Source organism: Martinezella miluonensis, from assembly GCF_900094545.1.
In the GTDB taxonomy this organism is placed as follows: domain Bacteria; phylum Pseudomonadota; class Alphaproteobacteria; order Rhizobiales; family Rhizobiaceae; genus Rhizobium; species Rhizobium miluonense.
In genome coordinates, this window is record NZ_FMAH01000012.1 from 55,975 (window position 1) to 79,751 (window position 23,777).

23 protein-coding genes and 1 pseudogene are annotated in these 23,777 nt (G+C 59.0%); 15 read left to right on the forward strand and 9 right to left on the reverse strand.

Translation table 11 applies throughout. From position 1 onward, the window contains the following. Positions 1-356 precede the first annotated feature (356 nt). Genes GA0061102_RS12810 through GA0061102_RS12825 form a run of 4 tightly spaced genes read left to right on the forward strand, consistent with a single transcriptional unit; the run spans position 357 to position 4,963 of the window. Positions 357-854 carry a Csu type fimbrial protein gene (locus tag GA0061102_RS12810; protein WP_092847682.1) on the forward strand — a complete coding sequence of 166 codons (498 nt, stop codon included), beginning with the start codon at positions 357-359 and terminating at the stop codon, positions 852-854. Positions 855-879: 25 nt separating this feature from the next. After that, entirely contained in the window at positions 880-1,599 is a 720-nt protein-coding gene (locus GA0061102_RS12815) for a fimbrial biogenesis chaperone (RefSeq protein WP_092847691.1), read from the forward strand. Beyond that, positions 1,571-3,985, forward strand: a complete 2,415-nt coding sequence (locus GA0061102_RS12820; protein ID WP_092847694.1) for a fimbria/pilus outer membrane usher protein — start codon at positions 1,571-1,573, stop codon at positions 3,983-3,985. Before GA0061102_RS12815 ends, GA0061102_RS12820 begins: the two co-directional genes overlap by 29 nt. A gap of 15 nt (positions 3,986-4,000) precedes the next feature. Next, positions 4,001-4,963 (forward strand): Csu type fimbrial protein, encoded by a 963-nt coding sequence (locus GA0061102_RS12825; RefSeq protein WP_092847697.1) that lies wholly within the window; start codon positions 4,001-4,003, stop codon positions 4,961-4,963. A gap of 81 nt (positions 4,964-5,044) precedes the next feature. Here the strand turns inward: GA0061102_RS12825 and GA0061102_RS12830 are convergent, their stop codons facing one another. From GA0061102_RS12830 to GA0061102_RS12840, 3 genes are all read right to left on the reverse strand, one after another. Next, the gene (locus GA0061102_RS12830; RefSeq protein WP_092847702.1) at positions 5,045-6,790 is read right to left on the reverse strand and encodes a GGDEF domain-containing protein; all 1,746 of its coding nucleotides are present in this window, start codon (positions 6,788-6,790) and stop codon (positions 5,045-5,047) included. A gap of 375 nt (positions 6,791-7,165) precedes the next feature. Then, positions 7,166-7,459 carry a hypothetical protein gene (locus GA0061102_RS12835; protein WP_092847705.1) on the reverse strand — a complete coding sequence of 98 codons (294 nt, stop codon included), beginning with the start codon at positions 7,457-7,459 and terminating at the stop codon, positions 7,166-7,168. Positions 7,460-7,489: 30 nt separating this feature from the next. Beyond that, a complete protein-coding gene (locus tag GA0061102_RS12840) occupies positions 7,490-7,876 on the reverse strand; it encodes a hypothetical protein (protein ID WP_092847716.1) in 387 nt (128 codons plus the stop codon). Between the two features lie 148 nt (positions 7,877-8,024). On the opposite strand from GA0061102_RS12840, the pseudogene GA0061102_RS12845 reads away from it, so the two are divergent. The 3 genes and pseudogenes from GA0061102_RS12845 to GA0061102_RS12855 all read left to right on the forward strand — a co-directional run bounded on the left by GA0061102_RS12845 (position 8,025) and on the right by GA0061102_RS12855 (position 10,322). After that, positions 8,025-8,569: pseudogene (locus GA0061102_RS12845) on the forward strand (GNAT family N-acetyltransferase). Positions 8,570-8,637: 68 nt separating this feature from the next. Then, a complete protein-coding gene (locus GA0061102_RS12850) occupies positions 8,638-9,597 on the forward strand; it encodes an acetylxylan esterase (protein ID WP_092847723.1) in 960 nt (319 codons plus the stop codon). Further along, positions 9,594-10,322: an esterase family protein gene (locus tag GA0061102_RS12855; protein ID WP_092847726.1), complete on the forward strand. Its 729-nt coding sequence runs from the start codon at positions 9,594-9,596 to the stop codon at positions 10,320-10,322. Before GA0061102_RS12850 ends, GA0061102_RS12855 begins: the two co-directional genes overlap by 4 nt. Positions 10,323-10,360: 38 nt before the next feature. Here GA0061102_RS12855 and GA0061102_RS12860 read toward each other — a convergent pair whose 3' ends face one another. The 3 genes from GA0061102_RS12860 to GA0061102_RS12870 all read right to left on the reverse strand — a co-directional run bounded on the left by GA0061102_RS12860 (position 10,361) and on the right by GA0061102_RS12870 (position 13,346). After that, positions 10,361-10,549 carry a hypothetical protein gene (locus tag GA0061102_RS12860; RefSeq protein ID WP_092847728.1) on the reverse strand — a complete coding sequence of 63 codons (189 nt, stop codon included), beginning with the start codon at positions 10,547-10,549 and terminating at the stop codon, positions 10,361-10,363. Between the two features lie 265 nt (positions 10,550-10,814). Then, on the reverse strand, positions 10,815-12,101 hold the full coding sequence (locus GA0061102_RS12865) for a DUF763 domain-containing protein (protein WP_092847731.1): 1,287 nt from the start codon (positions 12,099-12,101) through the stop codon (positions 10,815-10,817). Between the two features lie 108 nt (positions 12,102-12,209). Then, complete coding sequence (locus GA0061102_RS12870; RefSeq protein ID WP_092847733.1) at positions 12,210-13,346, reverse strand: aminotransferase class I/II-fold pyridoxal phosphate-dependent enzyme; 1,137 nt, start codon at positions 13,344-13,346, stop codon at positions 12,210-12,212. 123 nt (positions 13,347-13,469) lie between these two features. Between GA0061102_RS12870 and GA0061102_RS12875 the strand changes: the two genes are divergently transcribed. After that, complete coding sequence (locus GA0061102_RS12875; protein ID WP_092847738.1) at positions 13,470-14,144, forward strand: helix-turn-helix transcriptional regulator; 675 nt, start codon at positions 13,470-13,472, stop codon at positions 14,142-14,144. A 33-nt stretch (positions 14,145-14,177) separates the two neighbouring features. Here the strand turns inward: GA0061102_RS12875 and GA0061102_RS33145 are convergent, their stop codons facing one another. Both GA0061102_RS33145 and GA0061102_RS34050 read right to left on the reverse strand, forming a co-directional pair. Then, the gene (locus GA0061102_RS33145) at positions 14,178-14,318 is read right to left on the reverse strand and encodes a hypothetical protein (RefSeq protein ID WP_167667971.1); all 141 of its coding nucleotides are present in this window, start codon (positions 14,316-14,318) and stop codon (positions 14,178-14,180) included. Between the two features lie 428 nt (positions 14,319-14,746). Continuing rightward, complete coding sequence (locus GA0061102_RS34050) at positions 14,747-15,001, reverse strand: hypothetical protein (RefSeq protein WP_092847741.1); 255 nt, start codon at positions 14,999-15,001, stop codon at positions 14,747-14,749. A 204-nt stretch (positions 15,002-15,205) separates the two neighbouring features. Between GA0061102_RS34050 and GA0061102_RS12885 the strand changes: the two genes are divergently transcribed. The 7 genes from GA0061102_RS12885 to GA0061102_RS12915 all read left to right on the forward strand — a co-directional run bounded on the left by GA0061102_RS12885 (position 15,206) and on the right by GA0061102_RS12915 (position 22,482). After that, positions 15,206-15,901, forward strand: a complete 696-nt coding sequence (locus GA0061102_RS12885; RefSeq protein WP_092847918.1) for a FadR/GntR family transcriptional regulator — start codon at positions 15,206-15,208, stop codon at positions 15,899-15,901. Beyond that, the gene (locus GA0061102_RS12890; RefSeq protein WP_092847744.1) at positions 15,898-17,064 is read left to right on the forward strand and encodes a PLP-dependent transferase; all 1,167 of its coding nucleotides are present in this window, start codon (positions 15,898-15,900) and stop codon (positions 17,062-17,064) included. Before GA0061102_RS12885 ends, GA0061102_RS12890 begins: the two co-directional genes overlap by 4 nt. Positions 17,065-17,103: 39 nt before the next feature. Beyond that, positions 17,104-18,363: an ABC transporter substrate-binding protein gene (locus tag GA0061102_RS12895; protein ID WP_092847747.1), complete on the forward strand. Its 1,260-nt coding sequence runs from the start codon at positions 17,104-17,106 to the stop codon at positions 18,361-18,363. 88 nt (positions 18,364-18,451) lie between these two features. Next, positions 18,452-19,384 carry a carbohydrate ABC transporter permease gene (locus GA0061102_RS12900; RefSeq protein WP_092847921.1) on the forward strand — a complete coding sequence of 311 codons (933 nt, stop codon included), beginning with the start codon at positions 18,452-18,454 and terminating at the stop codon, positions 19,382-19,384. Positions 19,385-19,387: 3 nt separating this feature from the next. Further along, the gene (locus tag GA0061102_RS12905; protein ID WP_092847750.1) at positions 19,388-20,218 is read left to right on the forward strand and encodes a carbohydrate ABC transporter permease; all 831 of its coding nucleotides are present in this window, start codon (positions 19,388-19,390) and stop codon (positions 20,216-20,218) included. Positions 20,219-20,222: 4 nt separating this feature from the next. Continuing rightward, positions 20,223-21,281 (forward strand): ABC transporter ATP-binding protein, encoded by a 1,059-nt coding sequence (locus GA0061102_RS12910; protein ID WP_092847753.1) that lies wholly within the window; start codon positions 20,223-20,225, stop codon positions 21,279-21,281. A 151-nt stretch (positions 21,282-21,432) separates the two neighbouring features. Continuing rightward, positions 21,433-22,482: a DUF2278 family protein gene (locus tag GA0061102_RS12915; RefSeq protein ID WP_092847756.1), complete on the forward strand. Its 1,050-nt coding sequence runs from the start codon at positions 21,433-21,435 to the stop codon at positions 22,480-22,482. A 68-nt stretch (positions 22,483-22,550) separates the two neighbouring features. On the opposite strand, the gene GA0061102_RS12920 is transcribed toward GA0061102_RS12915, so the two are convergent. Continuing rightward, a complete protein-coding gene (locus GA0061102_RS12920; RefSeq protein ID WP_092847759.1) occupies positions 22,551-23,693 on the reverse strand; it encodes a M24 family metallopeptidase in 1,143 nt (380 codons plus the stop codon). Positions 23,694-23,777 lie beyond the last annotated feature (84 nt).

The window sequence follows — 23,777 nt, forward strand, 5'->3', positions numbered from 1 at the left end:
CATCGCAGCCATGCAGAGCGCACGATTTATGCCCCTTCCTTCCATCGTGACTAAGTCGAATCACCGATTGGCTGCCGCCATGAGCAGGGTCGAATTGTTAGGTTGAAATGAAAAATATATTCTATCTATGATAGTAGATATTATAATAGGCACGCTGAGCGAGCGTTAACCCCTATTTCCGAGAATATCATCCATACATAAGTAAATGCTGAACAAATGCGATTTATATCGGCGGGCAACTCATTTGATATATTGACCGCAAATAAACGCGGTCTCTGCCTGATTGCTCGAATCAATAACATATGATTAGTTTCTGATATTCCGATGTTTCAGGGAACACGGTTAGGGGATCGCGAATGCAGAGAGTGCTGTGCGGTACTGTTCTCTTTGGTGCCGCTATGATCATAGCAGAACCGCCCGCCATGGCGACCGTCGTGAACGGCAACATGACGGTCAGCATCACCATCCAGGCGCAGTGTCTGATCCAGAGCAGCGGCAATCTTAATTTCGGCACCAACGGCGTCATCGGCGCCAATATCGACCAGACGAGTACCATCGGCGTTCAGTGTACAACGGGACAAACCTATAATGTGGGCTTGAGCGCCGGCGCGGGGACCGGCGCGACGACGAGCGTTCGTCTCATGACCGGACCTGGGGCGGCGACAATCAGCTACGGCCTCTACCAGGATTCCGCGCGTAGCCAAGTCTGGGGGACAACGATCGGCACCGACACCGAGACTGGCACGGGCAATGGCAATGTCCAGAACCTCACGGTTTATGGACGGGTTCCGCCGCAGACGACCCCTGCTCCCGGTGCCTATACCGATACCGTGGCGATCACCGTCACCTACTAGAAAACCTCACGCACAGGAGGCTGCCATGCAACGCATGTTGCCACGCATTGCCATGACCATGCTTTTGTTTCTGAGTACCCACGGCGTGAACGCAGCATCGCTGCGCGTGGCCCCCACCAGCCTGGAGCTCATTGCGCCATCCGGTACTGCGGTCCTCAACCTCGCCAACGACGGGGATCACACGATCAATGTTCAGGTACGCATCTTCAAATGGAGCCAGACCGGTGGCGTAGAGCGGCTCGAGCCGACGAGAGATGTCGTTGCGAGCCCCCCTTCGGCGAAGATGAGTCCGAACGGCCAATATGTCGTCCGGGTGGTTCGCACGAGCAAGACGCCGGTGAAAATGGAGGAGACGTACCGTGTCATCGTCGACGAATTACCGGATCCGAAGCTCGCGCGGTCCGGAACGGTAACGCTGATCATGCGCCATTCCATTCCCGTCTTTTTCAAGAGGGCCGATATCAAACCAGCCGAAGTCTCCTGGAACCTCAGCAAGCAAGGCAACAGCCTGCTTTTGACCGGCAGGAATAATGGCGGCGGCCGCTTCCGGCTATCGAACCTAACTCTCACTCAGGGATCCGCGAAAATCGCCAGCCGTAGCGGCTTGGTCGGATACGTCCTCGGCGGCGCGACGATGCAATGGCCGATTGCCACGGCAAGATATCTCGCGGGCGGGACAATCACCTTGCAAGGCCAGAGCGATCTTGGGCCGTTCAATGCAAACGTCGCCGTCGCGAAAAACTAGGGCCGGCACCGTCTTTGTAAGCATTTTTCTCTCGGTTTCGGCACTGCGTGCTCAAGAAGTTCCCGATCTGCCAGCCGCTGGTGCCACCGCCGACCAGTCCGCCGGCACGCGCGACGTCTACCTTGAAGTATTCATCAACAACGTCTCAACAAAGATGATCGGCAATTTCAAACAGCACCCGAACGGCTCGCTTGCAGCAACCGCCCAGGAGCTGCGCGAGGTCGGCATAAAGCCCCCGGCACACGCGGAGGGTGACAAGCTCATTGAACTCGGCGCGCTGCCCGGCTTGTCATATCAGGTCGATGATCCGACCCAGCGGGTCTACATTCAGGCGAATGACAAAGAGCGCGCGCCTCACGTCATCAACGTCAGGCAAGAGGAGGAGAGCAAGGCCCAGACACCCCAGGCCGGCTATGGCGCCGTGCTCAACTATTCTCTCTATGCAAGCTCCAACAGCCTTTTCAAAAATGACTCCAGCATATTCCAGGGAATATCCGGATCGTTCGACGCTCGGCTTTTCAGTCCCTACGGCACGCTCAGCCAATCCTTCATCGCCGGATACTCCAACGGCAGTCTCGACGGCGTGACCCGCCTCAATACGACCTGGAGCTATTCCGATGCGAAAAATCTGATCACCTATCGTGCGGGCGACCTGACGACCGGCGGGCTCTCATGGACGCGGCCGGTCTATTTCGGCGGCATTCAATTTCAGCGCAATTTCTCCCTGCGCTCGGATCTGGTGACCCAGCCTCTTCCGGCATTCGCCGGAACTGCCGCGGTCCCCTCGACGCTCGAGATCTATGCCCAGAATGTCAGGACTTATTCGGGCGACGTCCCCGCAGGGCCGTTCGAAGTGACCAATCTGCCCGTCTTTTCAGGCGGCGGACAAGCAACGGTCGTGCTGCGCGACAGCCTTGGGCGGGAGACGACCCAAACGTTGCCGTTCTATTCCTCCAACCGGCTTCTGCGGCGCGGCCTTATGGACTTCTCGGCCGAACTTGGTGTCCCCCGTCGAAATTTCGGAACGGAATCAGACGATTATGACAACCGGATCATGGGCGTTGCCACCGCTCGCTACGGCCTGACCGATTGGCTGACGCTGGAGGGCCATTTCGAGGGCGGAACGGATCTGCTGAATGGCGGCGCGGGCGCCGCTTTCCCACTGGGTGCCTGGGGCGTGGCCTCGGTTGCGGCTGCAGCAAGCAAGAGCGAGGACCGGTCCGGCGCGCTCGTCAATGCTTCGCTCGAATTGAACCACAACAGATGGGCCCTCTATGCGCGCGTGCAGCGCGCCTTTGACGATTACGATGACATCGCATCCGTATCCGCCAAACCGACGGCGAGCTCCGCAGGTGAATTCACAATATTCAGCACAGGCGTGCCGCGCGCGATCGACCAGATCACTGTGAGCGCGCCGACGCCGCTGGACCTTTCGAGCCTCAATCTTTCCTACACGAGGCTCGAAAACGCTGATGGCACGAAGAGCAACATCGCCAGCCTTTCCTACAGTCAAACCTTCAAGCACGCGACGCTATACGCCACCGCATTCACCGATCTCGACGAGCGCAGCAATTTCGGTGTCTTTGCCGGTCTCTCTATCCCGTTCGGGAGCAATATCACCGCCAATACCGGCGTTCAGAGCGGGCCCGACGGGCTCGATTTGGTTGCCGACGTTTCCAAGTCGATGCAGCAGGAGAATGGCAGCTTCGGTTGGCGGTTGCGCACATCCGAAGGGCAGGACAGGAACCGGGAAGCGGCAGTCAGCTACCGGGCGCCTTTCGGGCAAGTCGAAGCCGGCGTTCAGCAGCAAGATCGGGATGCGCGCGCGACGGTTCGCATGGATGGTGCCATTGCGGCTGCCGGCGGCGGCGTCTTCACAACCAACCGCATCGACGATGCCTTTGCCGTCGTCGATGTCGGCGCCCCCGATGTCGAGGTCCAGCAGCAGAACAGGCCGGTTGGCAAGACCAACCAAAACGGCCGCATCCTGGTGCCCAACCTCAATTCCTACGAGCCGAATACCGTCTCCATCGATCCCAAGAACCTTCCCGTTGATGCCGATGTACCGGCGACGAAGGAAGTCGTCGTCCCCGCGGATCGTAGCGGTGTCGTGGTCAAATTCGGCGTGGCAGAGGCCCCTCAGGCAGCACTTGTGACGATCGGGGACAAGAATGGCGTACCTCTGCCCGCCGGTCTCAGCGGCAAATTGCAGGGATCGGATGAGGAGTTCGTCATCGGCTATGACGGCCAGGCCTATATCCGGGGACTGCACGAGCGAAACTCGATCGAAGTATCGCTCGAAGACGGAAGCATGTGCCACGCCCAGTTCACCTACGAGGCAAAGCGTGGAGAGCAGGTCGCGATCGACAATGTGAAATGTTTCTGAGAGGAGGTTGAAAAAATGTTTCGTTCCATTGCCTTTCTCCTCGTCGCGCTGCTGCCATCGCTGGCCTTTGCGCAGACTTGCAATTTCACCGTCACCAACATGAATTTTGGCGCCGTCGATACTTTGTCCGGCAATCCCGTAACCTCAACCGCCACGTTGAACATCAGCTGCACCGGCGGCCTCCTCGATGGCGGCAGACGTATCCTCATCTGCCCGAACTTGGGACTGGGCAGCGGCGGCGCTTCCTCGGCAACGGCCCGGCAGATGGTGAGTGGAACCAATCCATTAAATTATCAGATTTACTCCGATTCCGGCCGAACCGTGGTCTGGGGATCGAGCACCTGGTCCTATCCGTCGCGGGCGCCTGCCTTCGCCATGACCATGACCATACTCGGAGGCATTTTGAGCGCGGCAACCGGGAGCATGACCCTGTACGGTACGGTCCTGGGCAGTCAACCGACGGCGGCGGCGGGCGCTTTTACATCAAATTTCTCGACCACAGACACTTCCTTTTACTACAGCTACAGCAGCGCCACCAATTGCGATTCCCCTTCTGGTTCGGTGGGAACGGCTCCGTTCAGCGTGAGCGCGAGTGTCGCCGCCAATTGTCTGGTCAGCATCCAGAATGTCAATTTCGGGACACAGGGCGTATTGCACACCAATGTCGATGCGACGGGCTCGGTGACTGCGACCTGCACGCAAGGCACGACCTATACGATCTCGCTGAATGGCGGCAACGCGAGCGCTGCACCGACGGCGCGAAAGATGTCCAAGGGGACGGAGACCGTGACTTATGGCCTTTACAAGGATTCAAACCGCTCACAGCCCTGGGGTGACGCCAATACACCCGGCAGTACCGTGGCTGGGACCGGCACTGGAACGGCACAGCTTTTGACCGTCTATGGTCGTGTGCCACCTCAGACGACACCCTCTCCGGGCAGCTATACCGATACGGTGGTCGTCACACTTACCTACTGATCGAGATTGTGGCTAAAGGGCTGATGCCACTGGTCTTGGATAAGTTGCCTCACCCTTCGGGCAACGGAACAGGCTGCCTCATCACGCCGCATCCGCGCCGCTTGCGCCACGCGGCCGGGTTTCCTCGGCGGCTGCCGCTGCTTCTTCCTCCGGCATATCGGAGAAACAAACCATATTGCGACCGTTCCGCTTGGCTTGGTAGAGCCGCCTGTCGGCAACGGCTGCCAGCTCCTCCCACTGCCCCGAGGCGCATTCCGCTCGCCAATCGACGCCGAAGCTGGCGGTGACCGTCAGCTCATGCTCCTCGTTGACAACAGTCTGCGCAAGGGTTTCGCACAGCCGCTTTGCAGTGGTGTGGGCGAAGGTCTCGGTGACATCGACCAATATGATAATGAACTCCTCGCCGCCATAGCGAGCGAATAGATCCTGCGCGCGCACATAGTGGGTCAAAATCTGCGCCGTCCTTTGAAGCACCAGATCTCCGACGGCGTGCCCGTAGCGATCATTGATCGACTTGAAGTGGTCGATGTCGAACATGATGATGGCAATGCCGCCGAAATCGGCTCCGGAATCTGTAAACAGTTCCTCCATGGCCTCGCCGAGTGCACGACGATTGAGAAGGCCGGTCAGCGCGTCGGTTTGCGAGAGGCGCCTCAGCTCCTCCGTCATCGACTTGCGCTCCACCTCCAGATGCCGCTTGAAACGCTGCTGCTCCCGCAGCAGATCGAGCCGCTGGAACATCTCACGCGCCTCGTGCCCCGCGTGAGGCATGGGTAGCGGCTGCAGCAGATTACCGGCAGCGATATCCTCGATCTGCCGTATGGCCGCAAGCATCGGCCGGAAAAGCGATCGTCCGAGCACGTAAGCCAATCCAAGCATGACAGATATCGCCGTGCCGGCCAGTAGCGTCGAGACCAGCATGATGTTGAAGGCCTTCTCCCGCATTTTCTGCAGAGAGGTCAGCGCGCTGCTTTCGATCTCCTCGCGCAGCTTTTCCGTCGACTTCAGTCCTGGAACGTATTTTGCGCTGAATTCAGCCGGCGTGGGCGGACTGCCGCCATTGAGCTCAAAAGCTACCTGTTGCGCATAGGGCAAGGACCTGGCGAAGTAGTTTACGGTCACTTGATCCAGCAACTGGGCGATGTCCTGGGATTGAAGGGCGCCGGGAGCATAGGTTTTCAGCAGCGCATTCACTTCGAGGAGCCGGTTCAATTCGCCGTCGAAAGCAACGCGATAGTGGGCGCGCGCCTGCCCCTGGGAGATCAGCATCATCACGACATAGGATCCGACCCGACCTGCACGCTCCCTCAGTGTTCCGGCCAGGGAGGTCAGTATGACCTCGGCACTCGTTTCCGGCGCCAGAGCGATAATCGAGCGTCCAGCCACGTCGCGATAGGTCTGGGCGCGATCCGCAGCGCGGAACATCGCCTGGATGGCGTCGGCAATACCAGCTCCATTTCGCTCGCTGTACGGAACCGCTGCGACTGCATCCACCGCACTTCTGCCAGTCTCCAATTGAGCTTTGACGGCTACGAATGCGCTATGCATCTCCGGCGATGTATCGATCTCCGTCCGAAACAGCGTCTCTATGGCAGCGATATCCCGGTCGGTTTCTTCCCTGCTCTCTTTCAGGGCAACGGCAAACGGCGGTTGTTGTTCTTCGGGAGCACTCATAAGACTGTTTGCCGGCGCACGCTCCCGCGAGATCGCCGCGGCTGCATGCAACGCGACATGGAATCGACTGAATTCCGTCACGCCTCGCTTGTAATTGATGTAATCCGATAAGCTGAAGGCAATTGTCGAGCCGGCCATCATCAAGCAAACCATGATAACAGCTATGGCTCCGATCCATTGCAGCTGTTGAATTCTAAGCCGCGACAAGGAATGCACTCCACAAACAAGCACCTGATCTAGACTACACCAGATTCAGTGAAATCTTCACTTAACGAACAGGCTTAAATATTTCTCATAGTCGGACGACCGAGCTGCCGCGATCGCCGACACCCCGGACGGGCTTCTCAACACAGATGAGAACAGACACCGCCCATGCCGCCTCGCGCGGCGACCAGATGCCATCGCCATGCCAGTAGAAGCGCCGTAGGAAAGAAAAGTGCTGAAATTACGTCGTCAAACGCAGCTTGCTTGCCGGGCTTAGTTCGCCGCGAAACCTGCAGTAGCGCGGCTATGCTTGCCCGGGGAGACCTAATTCTCCACGAAAACCGCGGGCATGAGGTTGGCGCGGGCCGAATAATGCGCCTGTCCGACAACATGCGAGATCACCAGCGCGTAGACGAGGAACGTACCGAGGACGATGGCAATGCCGTGCAACGGAAGGCCGGTCTTGGGCGTAGCGTCCAATGCCAAGAGCTTCGCCGAATTTGCATGGAACGCTTCCACCTTCGCGAAGGGAAGCAGCAATTCTCTTTCCATGCGAGCTTGCTCGTCAAGCCGCTTGCTATATCTCGTCGTGCGCCTGAACGGGATGATATCGCCCATTTTTCACGTGATCCCCTTTACCACTCGCAGCTATTGGCCATTCTCTTGATTAGAATCGGTATCGATATAGTCGACACGAACGACGACCTTTTCTGGCCGTTGCTCGCCATGCTGTACAATCACGGTCACGATGCAGCGATTGTCGCGCGGCCTGACGGACAGCAAGCGCCCCTTTGTCTTCGATAACACCTGATCGGCGGCGTTCGAGCAATCCTGGATTTTGTCGGCGACTGGAACAACCTGGCCCTGCCCCGCCAATGCCGAGCCCGCAATCGAGATTCCGACGAGTGCTGCTAAGATCCTGATCATGGAGGCAGTATACCCCAAGAATAACGCGCAGGCGACCTCGGCCCGCAAGAATACCAGGCTGTTTGCCTCATCTTTTCGTTGTATGTCAGCAGGTCGCAGCGGATGCATATCGGTGCGTTGCTGAACGACGCCGATTGCACGCAGCGGTGGACTTTCTGCGCGGGTTCATGGATGGAGATGCCGCGAAACTCCTCGATGCCGGAGGAGCGGCGCAGCAGGCTACGTGATGTCGAATATTTTTATTGCAAGGGGCATGATGCTTACTCTGGAAACCTCCCGGCTCATCCTCCGGCCCTGGCAGGATCGGGATCGTGCGCCGTTCGCTGCCATCAATGCCGATGCCGAAGTGAGACGATATTATTACCCGAGTCTGCTGACAGCGGCGGAAACGGATAAGCTGATCGACCAGGCCAATGAGCGATTGATGCGGGACGGGATTGGATTCCTTGCCGTCGAGCGTAAAGCCGACGGTGCGCTGATTGGGGGCGCGGGTCTGTCGCGTCCCGGACCGGAAGTTCCGGGCAGTTTCCTGCTGGAGATCGGCTGGATTCTCGGACAGCCCATTGGCGGCAGGGCTATGCCACGGAAGCCAGCCATCATTGTTTCGATTTCGCCTGGCAGCAATTGGGTGCCGAATGCGTGATCGGCTACACGTCGAACATCAACCTGCCATCCCGGCAGGCGATGGAAAAGATCGGCATGGCTCGTGTGGAAGATGGCGACTTTGACGACATCACGGTGCCGCCGGGGCATATCTTGCGACCACATGTGCTTTATCGCGTCGATAGGCCGGGGCAATAGACATCAGAACCGATGGGGAGCGGAATCTCGGCCTTGCGCCGTCGGCGCATTCACGCGAAAACGCGCTTATGAGCATCCCGACAGTCCACCCATTCGCCTTCGACCCAACCTATGGCATGCAGCTCGAACAGCTCCGCTTCATCGAGCTCCCGGAGGCGCCGGCCGGCTTCGACGCGTTCTGGCAGAAGCGCTACAGTGCTGCCATATCGGTCGATCCACAACCGAGGCTCCGCCACGGCAAGCTGCGCCACGAAAACTGGCATGTCTTCGATATCAGCTTCACATCGACCGGATCGTTTCAAATCAACGGCTGGCTTCTTGTTCCCCGCAAGGGGCAGGTGCGGCGGGGACTGGTCGTCGGGCATGGTTATGGCGGAAGAGACCAACCCGATTTTGATCTGCCGCTGGAAGAGACGGCGGTACTGTTTCCCTGCTCCCGCGGCCTGTCTCTCAGCGCCTGCCTGCAAATTCCAGCGGATGCTTCGGGCCACGTCATTTGCGGCATAGAGAGCCGCGATACCTACGTCATCGGCGGCTGCGTCGAAGATCTCTGGCTTGCGGTTTCAACCCTGGAAACCCTCTATCCGTGGATTGCCGGCCGCATCGGCTACAGCGGCATCAGCTTCGGCGGCGGCATCGGCGCTCTCGCGATCCCCTACGACGCCCGCATCGATCGCGGTCATCTCGTCGTCCCGACATTCGGCCATCGGCAGCTTTGGCTCACCCTGCCAACCGTGGGCAGTGCTCAATCCGTGCAGATCTATCAGGAGAAACACGGAAGCGTGCTCGAGACTCTGCGCTTTTTCGATGCCGCAATCGCAGCAAGCCGCATCAAGGTGCCGATGCTCATCGCGCCTGCCCTTTTCGACCCCGCCGTGGCGCCGCCTTGCCAATTCGCCGTCGTAAATGCGACGCAGAAATTTAACGAAATCTTCATCCTGGACGCCGGCCATTTCGAATATGATGCTATGGATGAGCAGAACGCAATTCTGCGAGATAGGGTGGGACGTTTTTTCAAGGTGTCATGAACCGCGAATATCTGCGCTGGTACAGCCCGCGGCTGGAACGAGACATGGAGCTTCTGGTGTTCGGCCACGCCGGCGCCAAGGTCTTGATGTTTCCTACGAGAGACGGGCGCTTCTGGCAATATGAGCAGATCGGCATCGTCGCCAGCCTCGCGGAAAAATTGAATGCCGGACATCTTCAGCTCTACTGCATAGAAGGGCTCGCCGGCGAAACCTTCTACGGTTATGGCCAGCATCCGGCAGAACGCATTCGCCGGCACAGGGCTTTCGAGGATTACATCCTGAATGAAGTCCTGCCGCTGATGGCGCAGAAGAACGGCCATGAATGCACGATCGTCCATGGCTGCAGCCTCGGGGCCTTCCAGGCAGCCAGCCTGGTGTTCCGCCACCCTCATCTCTTTCGCAAGCTCGTCGCCTTTTCAGGCCGCTACGATCTGACGATGCAGATCGAATCCTTTGCCGATCTGTTCGACGGCTATTATGACGACGATATCTATTTCCATACGCCGACGCATTTCCTGCCCGGACTGGCCTGCGAATGGCAGCTGGAAAGGTTGAGGCAGGTCGATATCGTGCTGACGATCGGCGACGCCGACCCATTCTTCGACAACAATCGCCATCTAAGCCAGCTGCTCGCGGACAAACAAATCGGCCACCACTTGCATGTCTGGAATGGTCGCGCGCACAGGGCTGGCGCATGGCGTAGAATGGCCCCGCTCTATATTTGAGCTACCCCAAGCTTGAGCGGCACCAGCCGCCGGCGAGACTAGACCAGACCGAACGGAATGGGCCTTATCGCCTTGCGCGCGCCATAGTCACGCTCGTGGGATTTGCGGTGCTGCTGTTCGTAGCTCGCGGAGAAGTCGATAAGCATGCGCTCGACCATGCCATCCGGATAGGTTCCGGTATCATCAGTCTCGACTTCCGACTGCGCAGTGACGATCTTCAAATTCATCTCTAATCCTCCGGCCTGGCTCGGAAACTCTCGATTCCACGTTCTGTTCCAACAATAGTCGCGCAATTGTTAAAAAATTAACTACGTCCATTAATCAATTCGGGGGCTGCAATAGCGGATTGGCTGCACGTCGATGACGTGACGATGGCCGGCGACCGAAGCTCCATCGGCGCCAAAACCAGCAACGATGTGACCCGCCATATCTCGACAAGAGTTAACATCAAAGCGGCCTCGGCAAGCTGCCTTCTTCCGCCAATTTGTCGGCTCAGCGCCCGGACGAACGGAAGTCGCTCGGTGTGCGATCGTCTTCGGAATTCGTCGCGGGCTCCCAGCCAAAGACGCTGCGGCCGCCATAAGAGAAGGATCTATCGAACTCGCCGGCAACGATTTCCTTAAGATCGGGTCCCGTGACGTAGCGCTCCAGAACCCTCGATTGGTCATCCAGTCGCTTGAGAGCCGCCAGCTCTTCATCCCGGCCTAAGCGCCCCTTCCTGACGGCGGATTTCATCACGTTGATGGTCTCGTCGTAGACCTTCAACGGTACCGGAAAGGGATGACGATCCTTGCCGCCATGGGCAAGCGAGAAGCGCGCAGGGTCGGAAAAGCGACAGGGCGCGCCGTGCACGACCTCAGCAACCATCGCCAGTGCCTTCACCGTTCGCGCGCCGACACCCGGCGTCAGAAGCAGATCCTCGAAATCCACCGGACCGCGATCCGCAGCAGCCGCGAGATTTCCATGCAGGCGCCGCATGTTCACATCCTCCTCGCGCACATCATGATGCGCGGGCATGATGAGATATGGCAACATCGGTTGCGCGTCCTGTTCGCGAACCACTGGAGCCTCTCCATCCAGCACCTTGAATTCACGAATGATTTTATCAGGCCCCAGCGACGCAAGCAAATCCAGCTGGCCTTTGCGAGAGCGCTCGGCCCGCCGATCGGCAAGATTGATGATCTCTCCCTGCTCCCTTCCCTCGATTGCTGCATGCGGAGAATCCAGAAAGCTGGCCAAACCCTCGGAAAGCCAGTGATATCGCCTGGCCTGCCGCCGATCGCCGTTCATGCCCTGCTGAATGACAACCCATTTGCCGTCATCCGCCACGATGAAGCCGTGCAGATAGAGATCGAACCCGTCTTGCAGTGCCGCGCTGTCCACCTTCGCGATCAGCCGGCTTGTGCTGGCAAGCGATGCTCCATCGATGCCGACCCGATCGCCTATATGGAGCAATTCGTCGGGCGTCTTGCGCGACTGTGCGCCACGCCCGCCGCAAACATGGATGCCAAGCTCGCCGGAAAGCGGCGTGAGGCCGCGCTTCAATGCTCCGAGCACGCTTGTCGTAATGCCGGAGGAATGCCAATCCATGCCCATCACGGCGCCGAAGGACTGAAACCAGAAGGGATTGGCCAGCCGACGGAACAGCTCGTCGCGCCCATAATGCTGGACGACCGCCTCGGTGATGACGGCGCCCAGTCTCGTCATCCGGTCGCCGAGCCACCGCGGCACGCGGCCGCCATGCAACGGAAGGTCAGCTTTGCCAGCTCTCTGCGCCAATGTCGTCACTCTCGATCTTCGGTGACGGCATTGTAGTATCGGCGGCTGATTTGCGCCATCCATTCGTCTCCGCCTGCCACAGGCGTCCGCCACGGACGCCGGCGAGGATCAGGCGCGATTGCGAAGCAGGTAGGAGCGCATTGCCGCAATGCCTTCATCGATATTGGCGCGGCCGAAACCTATGCGGAAGCGGTCGGCCGGCGTCTCGTTCAGATCCGATCGATAGAGGCTGGCGGGCAGCAGTAGCACGCCTGCCTGCTCGACCAGCTCCCGCGCAAAAGTCTCGACGCCGTCCGCACCCTTGTAGCGGGGATAGCTGACGCAGCCGCCATCGGGCGTGTACCAATCGAAAAGATGCTCGAAATCGGCAAACAGCGATTTCAGCTTTGCCAGATTGGAGGCGATCAGGCGGTTGTTGCGCTCCAATATCCTGTCGGCGTTGAGCAAAGCGATCTTCGCCAGGCTTTCGCTCGGGCCGGAATTGCAGATAGAGAGATAGTGTTTCATCCGCTCCATCTTCGAAAGCAGGCCATGATCACGGCAGGCGATCCAGCCAATGCGCAGCCCCGGCAGCCCATAGGCTTTCGATATGACGCCCAACGATACACCACGCTCATAGACATCAGCAGCGGCCGGCAACATGGCCCGACCTTCGACAGTGAGACCCCGATAGACCTCGTCGCTGAAGAGCCAGATGCCGTGGCGACGGCAAAGATTGACCAGCGCGTCGAATCTCTCCCGTTCGAGGACCTTGCCCGTGGGATTATGCGGAAAATTGATCGAAATCAGCTTGGTATTGGGCCGGATGGCTGCACCCACGGCGTCGATATCGAGCGACCAGCTGTCCTGCGGATCAAGCGCCACGGCGGAGACCTCGCAAATGCTGAGCGGGATCGTTTCGGATGATTGGTAGTTCGGCGTCACGACAATCGCGTGGTCACCCTTTTCGAGAAGCGCATGCATGGCGATATAGATGCCTTCCTCCGCGCCCGCGAAGCACAGAATATCCGCCCGTTGCATCTGTTGATACAGACTAGCGATGATATCGCGCAGCTCCGGAGAGCCGAAGGTTTCGGTATATCCCAACCACAGGTTCTCATGGGCTTGCCGCTGCTCCGGCGTTGCCATGTCGAGCAATTCCGCCATGGTCATGCTCTGCACGTCGGATGCGGTCATATGATAGCGCGCGCTGAACTCCCACTTCGAGAAATAGGTTTCGAGCTTGAAATCTGGCAGGACCGGCATGGGTCGTTTCTCCTAGAATGATCGGCACACATCCGCGCCGACGTTTATTGGCTCGAAATTAGCGGCGCGTTGACAATTTGTCAAATATAGACTTAATGTAAACACCTCAGACGGAAAGAAGCGATGTCGAGAAAGATTGACCCGAATAGCGAAACAGCGCCTGATCAAGATGACGTGCTGCAGTTCGCGCCAGTCGCCGAAGCCGTCGCGATCCTGCTCAAGCCACATGCGGAAGTCGTCATTCATGACCTGAAAACGCAGACGATCGCCTATATCGCCAACAATATCTCACGGCGCGATGTCGGCGGCTCGTCGCTTGCCGACTTGAAGGATATCGGATCGCTTGGCGCCGATGTTGTCAGACCTTATCGCAAGACAAATTTCGACGGACGGCAGCTCAAGTCAATCACCGCGGTACTGCGAAACGGCACGGGCGAACCCTACGGATTGCTGTGCATCAATTTTGATATCGCACCGATCGAAGCGGCTCGCGACGCCCTGAACCTGCTGGCAGCCTTTCAAGGGGCAGGTGCTCAGCCATCGGCGCTTTTCCATGCCGACTGGCAGGAAACCGTCAACGCCGCCATCGCGGATTTTCTCGGCGAACGAGGGCTTGCAGCCTCCGCACTTGCCAAGGAAGATCACGCAACCCTGGTCGAGCGGCTGGAACAGGAAGGCTATTTTTCCATCCGCAATCTGGTGCCCTATCTCGCCCGCCTGCTCGGCATTTCGCGGGCAACCGTCTACAAGCACCTGCGCGAAGCTAGGCAAAAGAAGCTGCTGACGGCTGAAGACTAGGCGCGAGACCGGCGACGCCCGATCGCCGTCGCTTTAACGCTTCAACTCTCGCTCGAATTTTTCGATCTGCTGCAGGACCCACGGATCATCCGCCGAATATTGTATCGTCTCGCACTCCAGTCGCCGTTGACGGCGGCGGCGAACCCAGTCGATGAAAGCGAGAAGCAGTCGCATGCGAATATCCAAATTCTTTAAGTATCTGCGAGGCCCGGCGACCGGATCGGAAAGCCGATCGGAAGCCGGACCTCGACGACCGCAAGGCGTTGCGGTACATGCCTTTTGCCTCCACCCAAATGAACGGTAGCTGAACACTAATGCACGTCAAGATGGTTTGGCGATCCCGTTCCTACATCCTTTGGAAGACAATCCCGACCCATGCAATCATGGAGCGGTTTAAAGACAGCAGCGCTGATGACTCTACCAGTGGGCGAGCCCAAGAACTCGCAGAGCTTTTTTATGCGAGCGTACCGTAATCGCCAATAGTGACCTAGTCGGAATGAACAGTCACGATTAAACCACGCCGCGTTGCTTCCGATTTCCCCGGAGCAACACAAGCTTAGCCTCGCCTCTGCGAGGCTTTTTTCTTTTCTGGATACAGTTTTCTATCGGCGCGGCTCGCCGCCGGGCGCATAGACCGTATCCTGTTCGAACCTGAAGACGGCGCCGCAGCGGCACTTCATCATATGCTTGCGCGGATCGGGCGACTGTCGCTCGGTGGAAAAGCCTCGGGGCATCTCATCGATCTTGAAGTCGCGACCGGATGTGCGGCGGTCATCGGTCTCCGAAACCTCAGCAAAACCGGCGTGTCCACATTTCGCGCATTCCAGTTTCCGTGAATATCGATCTCGCGCAGCCATTCTCTTCCAATCCGGGACTCACATTGCGCTCCTTTTATCAGCGCTGCCGACGCTCTTGAAGGCTGCGGCCGACCTCCCTTCCTCCTTACAATTCGATGGATTGCAGGCTGGACGATATCGACCACAGAAAAAATCGTATTTTCTGCAAAAAAGGATTGACCTGATGGCAGATGTCAGACCAATTTAGCATCCATGACCAAGGCCATGCTCACACCACTTCCTTCCATCGACCGCACGCAGCAAGTCATCGACGCGCTGTCGAGCTTCATCGAGTCCTCGAAGCTGCAGGCGGGTGATCGGCTGCCTACTGAACGAGAGCTGATGACGGCACTTTCCGTCGGGCGTTCAACGATCCGCGAAGTGATCACCTACTTTCAGGCGTTGGGGGTCATGGAATCGCGAAAGGGCAGCGGCACCTATCTGCTGAAGCCCGTTTCCAAGGCGACCATCCATATGCCGCTTTCGCTGGATCCCCCGCATTTGCGTGACGCGCTGCTGCAGACGCTCGAGGTCCGCCGCGGCATCGAATGCGAGGCCGGCATGGTGGCAGCGCGAAAGCGCACCGACGAAGATGTCGTCATCATCGAACAGAAGCTCAACGAGATGGAGCGCGTCCACATCGCCAAGGGCACTTCCGGACCGGAGGACCTTGCGTTTCACCTGGCGGTCTACGACGCCACGCACAATCCGTTGTTCAGGCAACTTCTCGAACAGATGCGCGAAACCTTCGAGCGTTTCTGGGATCACCCCTTCGACCGGGAGGATTTTGCCCGCCGGTCCTTTCCCTTTCACCGCACGCTGTTCAACGCCATCGTCGATCAGGATCCCGAGGCGGCGCGCGCCGAAACACTGAAAATTCTCGACGTGGTCGAGGAAGACATCAAGGAAATGTCCAAATGACTGACGGGTTAGAGCCGTTCGAACTTGCATCCCTCATCACAGCCCATGACGACGGCAATTTCGCCGAAGCCGTGGTGCCGCCGATCTTCCAGACATCGCTGTTCACCTTCTCCAGCTATGATGAGATGATCGCCTCCTACCGCGGCGAAAAGGTACGGCCGATCTACACGCGCGGCCTCAACCCGACGGTACGCATGTTCGAGGAAATGCTGGCTAAGCTCGAGGGAGCCGAGGATGCGCTCGGTTTCGCCAGCGGCATGGCGGCAATCTCGTCAGCCGTTCTGAGCTTTGTCGAGCCGGGCGACCGGATCGTTGCGGTCAAGCATGTCTATCCCGATGCCTTCCGCCTCTTCGGCACCGTTCTGAAGCGGATGAAGGTCGAAGTGACCTATGTCGATGGCCGCGACGAGGAAGCCGTCGCCAAGGCGCTTCCCGGCGCCAAGGTCTTCTATATGGAAAGCCCGACCAGCTGGATCATGGAAGCGCACGATGTCGGCGCGCTTGCGGCGCTTGCCAAGCAGCATGGCGTCGTCTCGATGATCGACAACAGCTGGGCAACTCCCTATTTCCAGCAGCCGCTCAAGCTCGGCGTCGACCTCGTCATTCACTCCGCCTCCAAATATCTCGGTGGTCATAGCGATGTGGTCGCCGGCGTGGTCGCGGGCTCGAAGGAGATGATCGCGCGGCTGAAGGCCGAAGCCTACCCCTATCTGGGCGGCAAGCTTTCGCCCTTCGACGCGTGGCTTCTGATTCGCGGTCTTCGCACGTTGCCGATCCGCATGAAGGCGCACGAGGCTGCGGCGATGACGATCGCCAAGCGGCTGCAGGAGCTCGACGTCGTTGAGCAGGTCTGCCATCCGGGCCTTGCCAATCGCCTGCCTGCCGGCCTGAACGGAACCTCGGGCCTGTTTTCCTTCATCTTCGGCGAGGGCGTGGATGTCCGCGCCTTCGCCAACCACCTCAGGCTCTTCAAACTGGGTGTGAGCTGGGGTGGACATGAAAGCCTGATCGTGCCGGGCGAAGTCGTGCTGCAGCAGAAAGCTCAGCCGAATTCCGCACACGCATTCGGCATCAACGCGCGCTCCGTGCGTCTCCATATCGGCCTCGAAGGAACCGAAGCCCTGTGGAAGGAACTCGAGGAGGCAATCGCCGCCGCCTCGTGAATTAAGCAACCTGTGAGGAAAACCTAAAAGGGGAACAACATGAAAAGACTGATAACAGCAGCACTCTTTACCGCCATGATGGCGGGCACCGCCTTTGCCGGCACGACTCTGAAGCTGGTGGAAGTGATCACGAGCCCGGAGCGCACCGAGACGCTCAAGTCGATCGTCGCCAAGTTCGAAGCCGCCAACCCAGGGACCAAGGTCGACATCATCTCCCTGCCCTGGAACGAAGCCTTCCAGAAGTTCGCCACCATGGTCTCGGCCGGTGACACGCCCGATGTTATGGAAATGCCGGACACCTGGCTATCGCTCTACGGCAACAACGGCATGCTCGAGAGCCTCGAGCCTTACCTGGCGAAATGGGAGCACACGAAGGAATTGACGCCGCGAGCCCTCGAGCTCGGTCGCGACGTGAAGAACACGGCCTACATGCTGCCCTATGGCTTCTACCTGCGTGCCATGTTCTACAACAAGAAGCTTCTGAAGGACGCAGGTGTCAGCGAGCCGCCGAAGACGTTGGACGATTTCGTCAAGGCATCGCAGGCAGTCTCGAAGCTGCCGGGCAAATACGGCTACTGCATGCGCGGCGGTCCGGGCGGTCTCAACGGCTGGATGATCTTCGCCGCCTCCATGGCTGGCGACAACAAGTACTTCAAGGATGACGGCACTTCGACGATGAACAGCGCCGGCTGGGCCAAGGGCATCGAATGGATGGTCGATCTCTACAAGAAGGGATACGCGCCGAAGGACAGCGTCAACTGGGGCTTCAACGAAGTCGTCGCCGGTTTCTATTCCGGCACCTGCGCCTTCCTCGATCAGGATCCGGATGCTTTGATTGCCGTCGCCGAGCGCATGAGCAAGGACGATTTCGGCGTCGCACCGCTGCCGAAGGGCCCGGATGGCAAATCCTTCCCGACCATCGGCTATGGCGGCTGGTCGATGTTCGCCAGCAGCCAGAACAAGGATCTCTCCTGGAAGCTGATCGAAACGCTTGAGGGACCGGAAGGCAATCTCACCTGGAACAAGAAGATCGGCGCTCTCCCGGCCTACACGGCCGCGGAAAAGGACCCCTTCTACGCCGGCGATCAGTTCAAGGGCTGGTTCCAGGAACTGGCCGACAAGAACACCGTTCCCACTGTCATGCCGACCTATCTTGAAGAATTCGCCTTCTTCAAGGATTCGCTCGCCATCAAGACCTCGCAGCAGGCGATGCTCGGCGACATCTCGGCCAAGGACCTTGCCGACCAGTGGGCAGACTATCTGACCAAGGCGCAGCAGAAATTCCTCGCCAAGAAATAATCCGCGTGTTCGGCGGCGGAGCGATCCGCCGCCATTCTTGCCCTTGAAACAGACGGCGTCCGAACGCCGCGAACGGGAACTCTTGCAGATGACTTCGATCGCCGACACGCTCGACGGGCGGCATGACCGCAGACCGTGGCTGAAGCGCCTCGCCGACGCCTCGGAACCCTATCTCTACAGCGCGCCTGCCCTTATCCTCATCATTGCCGTGATGCTGGTGCCGCTGGCAATCGGCGTTTCCTATGCCTTTCGCGATATCCAGTTGCTCAATCCATTTTCCGGCGGCTTCATCGGCCTCCAGCACTTCCGCGACCTCGCAAAAGATGGCGCATTTTACTGGGCGCTGAAGAACACGCTGTGGTGGACCGGTGCTTCAGTCGCTCTGCAGTTCATCTTCGGGCTGATCCTGGCTCTCTTGCTGGACAAGCCATTCGTCGGCCGGTCTATCGTGCAGGCTTTGGTGTTCCTGCCCTGGGCGGTTCCCTCTTTCCTGGCCGGCCTCAACTGGTCCTGGCTGTTCAACCCGGTCATCGGCCCGATCCCGCATTGGCTTTACGCTCTCGGCCTGATGAGCGAGCCGGGCAATATCCTCTCCGATCCGCAATATGCGATGTGGGGGCCGATCGTCGCCAATGTCTGGTGGGGCATTCCCTTCTTCGCGATCACGCTTTTGGCGGCACTTCAGGCGATCCCGCGCGATCTCTATGAGGCGGCCTCGATCGACGGCGCCGGCTGGTTCGAACGCTTCCGCTCGATCACCCTTCCCTTCCTTGCGCCGACGATCGCCATCACGGTGCTCCTGCGCACAGTCTGGGTGTCCAACTTCGCCGACCTGATCATCGTCATGACGGGCGGCGGCCCCGCGGACCGCACGCAGATCGTCGCCAGCTACATCTTCACACAGGCGTTCAGGCGGCTGGATTTCGGCTATGCCTCGGCCATCGCCCTGGTTCTGCTGGTGCTGCTGCTTGCATATTCCATGCTGATCATCCTGCTGCGGCAGACCCTGCTGAAGGATTGAGCCATGAGACGATCCATCATCCCCACCATTGCACATCGGCTGGCGATCCTCTGCTATGTCGTCTTCGCGCTCTTTCCGCTCTTCTGGCTGCTCAAGGTATCGGTGACGCCGAATGACCTGCTCTATACAGAAGGCGTGCGCATGTGGCCGTCGCGCACGACCTGGGAACACTATTCCTTCGTGCTGCAGCACAGCGACTTCCCGACCTTCTTCAAGAACAGCCTGATCGTCTCCGCCTCGACGGCGATTGCGGTCACCATCTGCGCTTCCTTGTCGGGCTACGCGCTCTCGCGCTTCACCTTCCGTGCCAAATACTGGATCGTGGCGCTGATGCTGCTGACCCAGATGTTTCCGCTGGTCATGCTCGTCGCGCCGATCTTCAAGATCCTGACGCCACTGCATCTGACGAACAGCCTGACCGGCCTCGTCGTCGTCTACACGGCCTTCAACGTGCCTTTCGCCACCTTCCTGATGCAGTCCTTCTTCGACGGCATTCCGAAGGACCTTGAAGAGGCTGCCATGATCGACGGCGCGACGCAATTCACGGCCTTCAGGCAGATCATCCTGCCGCTTACCCTGCCCGGCATCGCGGCAACGCTCGGCTTCGTTTTCACGGCGGCGTGGAGCGAGTTGCTCTTTGCGCTGATGCTCATCAACGGCAACCAGGCTGCGACCTTCCCGGTCGGGCTTCTCACCTTCGTCTCGAAATTCTCCGTGGATTTCGGGCAGATGATGGCAGCGGGCGTCATGGCGCTCATTCCGGCCGCACTCTTCTTCCTGCTCATCCAACGTTATCTCGTGCAGGGTCTCACGGCCGGCGCGGTCAAGGGTTAGTCAAATGGCATCGATCGATATCCAGAACGTCAAGAAAGCCTATGGCCACGTGCAGGTGCTGCACGACATCGACCTTCGGATCAAGGACGGCGAGTTCGTCGTCCTCGTCGGTCCCTCGGGATGCGGCAAGTCCACCTTGCTGAGGATGATTGCCGGCCTCGAAGACATCAGCGGCGGCGAAATCCGCATCGAAAAGAAACGTGTCAACGAGTTGCATCCGAAGGATCGCGACATCGCCATGGTGTTCCAATCCTATGCGCTCTATCCGCATATGAATGTAGCCGGCAACATGAGCTACAGCCTGCGACTGCGGAAGATGGCGAAGGATACAATCTCCAAGGCCGTCGCCAATGCGGCAGCAAAGCTCGGTCTCGACCCACTGCTGGAACGCCGGCCGAAGGCGCTCTCCGGCGGTCAGCGTCAGCGCGTCGCCATGGGCCGCGCCATCGTACGGCAGCCGAAAGCCTTCCTGTTCGATGAGCCTCTTTCGAACCTCGACGCCCGCCTGCGCGAGCAGATGCGCGCAGAAATCAAGAAGTTGCACGGCGATCTGAAAGCCACGTCGATCTATGTCACCCACGACCAGATCGAGGCGATGACGCTGGCGGACCGCATCGTCGCCATGCATGGCGGCGTGGTGCAGCAGGTCGGCAGCCCGCTTGAGCTTTATGATCGTCCTGCCAATCTGTTCGTTGCCGGCTTCATCGGGTCCCCCGGCATGAACTTCCTCGATGCGACCTATGAGGGAAGCGGCGTTAAGCTCAAGAACGGCACGCTCGTGCCGCTTTTGGAGCCGCTGAAACTGGCTACGGGGACGAAGGTGACGCTCGGCATTCGCCCGGAGCATGTCGTGCTGTCTTCCGACCCGTCCGGCATGGCTGCCAATGTCGAACTCATAGAGCCCACCGGCTTCGGCATCATCCTGCATCTTTCGCTGCACGGCCTGCCCTTCAAAGTGTTCACGCTGGATCGCACCGCATTGAGTGCCGGCAACCGGGTCAATGTCGCATTCCCGTCGCAGCATCTGCATGTCTTCGACGAGGAAGGAAAAAGGGCGGCTTAAACGCCGTCTTTTCTACCACAATCGCTTAGATCACCTCGCGCGGTTGCCAGACCGATGGAACTTTGACGCGCGTATTTGACGGCTGCCAGTGTCGCAGAAGTTTCATTCTGATGCGACACTATGAACTCCTCAATAGCTCCGGGAGGATGTCATGCCGCTCAATAATTACGCCGTTCTCAAGGGCCGGCCCATCAACAACCGGTTGGCAACCGGCTCAAGCCCGCATTATCAAGTGCTGGTCTCGGAAAACGGAACGCTGTACCGCATTGCGATCAACGTGCGCTCGCAGGATGGGAGCGAGGTCGAATTCCTCGTGCGCTCACGTTTCGAGCATCCGATCACGGCGCAGTTAGCGGAACTGCCGGAGGGATTGCACCCGACGCCAAGCCAGCCCGGCGGAGTGGCGCTCGATTTTATCCGTGGCAACCTGATGCAGCCCTGGGAACTGAAGCCGCTTCCGATTTCGGCGGCAGGCCCGGACAATGATCTCAACGAGAAGATTGATAGCTATATCCAGCGCGCCATGTCGGACGAACAGGCGATGATCTATGCTTTCGGCGAGACCTGGGGACCTGAGAATGACAAGGCGGACCAATATTTCGGCTTCAAGCCCGGCCGCGGCATTCATGATATCCATTTCAACCAAGGCAATCCGCCCGGCAAATATGCCTCTCAAAACGGTCCCTGGCAGGATGGCGGCCTGATACTGGAATTCCCCCGCGAGCAGCAATGGGTCGCCATCTTCATGAAATTCCAGACACAGGCATGGCATTCGCACGACACGGATGGCTCTGTCATCGTTCAGCAGGATGCGGACCATCCGAACCTGCCGCACGCGCCGATCGATCGCGACGCCATTCCCACCTTCGATGTCCCGGATGGGCTGGTGCGTATCATCGCGGCCTATGTCAACGACGTGAAGACGCCGGAGCGAGAGACCGTCACGCTGCTGAATACAGCCGATGTGCCCGTCGATCTCACGGGATGGCAAATCAAGGACAAGCAGAAGAACGCAATGGCCTTGAGCGGCTCGATCGCTGCAGGCGCGACCGAGGTCGTCGAAATCCAGCCGCCAGTCGCCCTATCCAACAAAGGCGGGATCATCACTCTGCTCAATGCACAGGGCCTCAAGGTCCACGGCGTCTCCTATACTAAGGAACAGGCCGGACAACCCGGACGGACCATCCCATTCCAGGGGTGAGAGTTTCGGCAGCAATAGAGGCCAATGTCCGGCGTTGCCCGGCGCGCGAGCGTCGGGCTGATCTGCCATCAGGCGAAAGGCTCGGTCGGCCCCTTGGATGGCTGGGTAAACCAGCGCGGCCCATCTTCCGCCATGTAGATATGGTCCTCGAGACGGATACCGAATTTCTGCGGGAAGACGATCATCGGCTCGTTCGAAAAGCACATGCCTGCGGCAAGCGGAGTCGCGTTGCCGCGCACGATATAGGGCTCTTCGTGGATATCCAGTCCCAAGCCATGGCCGGCGCGATGCGGCAATCCTGGCATCTTGTAGTCCGGCCCTAGCGAATGTTTCGCAAGAACTGCGCGAGCCGCATCATCGAGGCTAGAGCAGGCAGCGCCGAGCTTGGCGGCGTCGAAGACCGCCTGCTGCGCCTCGCGCTCGATTGCCCAGGCTTCCTCGAAGGCGGTATCGCCGGCCTCCAGTTTGTAGGTTCGCGTCAGGTCCGAGTGATAGCCATCGATGCGGCAGCCGGTGTCCACCAGGATGACATCGTCTTCACGCAGCGTCTGATCACCATCGGCACCATGCGGCAGCGACGTCGCCTCGCCGAAGGACACGATGCAGAAGGTCGAGCCGCTGGAAGCGCCAGCCTCGCGATGCCGCCGATCGATGAACTCCACAACTTCGGAAGCGCGAATGCCCGGCTTGAGCAGAGCGTGAGCCTGCTTATGAACATCAAGCGTCAGGTTCATCACATAGCGAATGAGCGCGATCTCGGCCGCAGACTTGATCCGGCGAAGGCGATTGATGATCGGCCCGCCATTCGTCAGCCTTTCGGCTCCGAGTTTTGCAGCCAGGGCATGGTAGTAGAAGAGCGGCATGCTGTCGTCGAGTGCGAGAATGCCGCTACCGCCGAGCAGACTTGCGACGAGCGCGGCACTGCTTTCCTCCTCCTGCCATACAAGGATTTCCGCCGGCAGATGCGGCAGAGTCTCGACGCGACTGCGCTCGAAGCCGGGGACGATGTAGTAGAGCCCGGTCGGCGTCACCAGCGCCCCAAGAAAGCGTTCGCTTGCATGCCAGACGAGGCCGGTGAAATAGCGCAGGCTCTCGCTTGGCCCGAGCAGCATACCTGCCAAGCCTTCCGCTTCAAGAACCTGGCGAAGTTTCGACAGCCGCGCCTGCCTTTCCTCTTCGGTGATCCTGGGGACTGGATGTTGCCACGACATTCTTCAACTCTCCTCAATATTCTCAGCCGAATGCGTTCTGCGCCGTACACGGCGCGATGATTTCGACACTAATAGCCTTGTAGG

Excerpts from the sequence above, each read along its gene's own strand:
- GA0061102_RS12810 (WP_092847682.1), top strand. The coding sequence starts at position 357 with ATGCAGAGAGTGCTGTGCGGTACTGTTCTCTTTGGTGCCGCTATGATC.
- GA0061102_RS12815 (WP_092847691.1), top strand. The coding sequence starts at position 880 with ATGCAACGCATGTTGCCACGCATTGCCATGACCATGCTTTTGTTTCTG.
- GA0061102_RS12820 (WP_092847694.1), top strand. The coding sequence starts at position 1,571 with ATGCAAACGTCGCCGTCGCGAAAAACTAGGGCCGGCACCGTCTTTGTA.
- GA0061102_RS12825 (WP_092847697.1), top strand. The coding sequence starts at position 4,001 with ATGTTTCGTTCCATTGCCTTTCTCCTCGTCGCGCTGCTGCCATCGCTG.
- GA0061102_RS12830 (WP_092847702.1), bottom strand. The coding sequence starts at position 6,790 with ATGGTTTGCTTGATGATGGCCGGCTCGACAATTGCCTTCAGCTTATCG.
- GA0061102_RS12835 (WP_092847705.1), bottom strand. The coding sequence starts at position 7,459 with ATGGGCGATATCATCCCGTTCAGGCGCACGACGAGATATAGCAAGCGG.
- GA0061102_RS12840 (WP_092847716.1), bottom strand. The coding sequence starts at position 7,876 with ATGCATCCGCTGCGACCTGCTGACATACAACGAAAAGATGAGGCAAAC.
- GA0061102_RS12850 (WP_092847723.1), top strand. The coding sequence starts at position 8,638 with ATGAGCATCCCGACAGTCCACCCATTCGCCTTCGACCCAACCTATGGC.
- GA0061102_RS12855 (WP_092847726.1), top strand. The coding sequence starts at position 9,594 with ATGAACCGCGAATATCTGCGCTGGTACAGCCCGCGGCTGGAACGAGAC.
- GA0061102_RS12860 (WP_092847728.1), bottom strand. The coding sequence starts at position 10,549 with ATGAATTTGAAGATCGTCACTGCGCAGTCGGAAGTCGAGACTGATGAT.
- GA0061102_RS12870 (WP_092847733.1), bottom strand. The coding sequence starts at position 13,346 with ATGCCGGTCCTGCCAGATTTCAAGCTCGAAACCTATTTCTCGAAGTGG.
- GA0061102_RS12875 (WP_092847738.1), top strand. The coding sequence starts at position 13,470 with ATGTCGAGAAAGATTGACCCGAATAGCGAAACAGCGCCTGATCAAGAT.
- GA0061102_RS33145 (WP_167667971.1), bottom strand. The coding sequence starts at position 14,318 with ATGCGACTGCTTCTCGCTTTCATCGACTGGGTTCGCCGCCGCCGTCAA.
- GA0061102_RS34050 (WP_092847741.1), bottom strand. The coding sequence starts at position 15,001 with ATGGCTGCGCGAGATCGATATTCACGGAAACTGGAATGCGCGAAATGT.
- GA0061102_RS12885 (WP_092847918.1), top strand. The coding sequence starts at position 15,206 with ATGCTCACACCACTTCCTTCCATCGACCGCACGCAGCAAGTCATCGAC.
- GA0061102_RS12890 (WP_092847744.1), top strand. The coding sequence starts at position 15,898 with ATGACTGACGGGTTAGAGCCGTTCGAACTTGCATCCCTCATCACAGCC.
- GA0061102_RS12895 (WP_092847747.1), top strand. The coding sequence starts at position 17,104 with ATGAAAAGACTGATAACAGCAGCACTCTTTACCGCCATGATGGCGGGC.
- GA0061102_RS12900 (WP_092847921.1), top strand. The coding sequence starts at position 18,452 with ATGACTTCGATCGCCGACACGCTCGACGGGCGGCATGACCGCAGACCG.
- GA0061102_RS12905 (WP_092847750.1), top strand. The coding sequence starts at position 19,388 with ATGAGACGATCCATCATCCCCACCATTGCACATCGGCTGGCGATCCTC.
- GA0061102_RS12910 (WP_092847753.1), top strand. The coding sequence starts at position 20,223 with ATGGCATCGATCGATATCCAGAACGTCAAGAAAGCCTATGGCCACGTG.
- GA0061102_RS12915 (WP_092847756.1), top strand. The coding sequence starts at position 21,433 with ATGCCGCTCAATAATTACGCCGTTCTCAAGGGCCGGCCCATCAACAAC.
- GA0061102_RS12920 (WP_092847759.1), bottom strand. The coding sequence starts at position 23,693 with ATGTCGTGGCAACATCCAGTCCCCAGGATCACCGAAGAGGAAAGGCAG.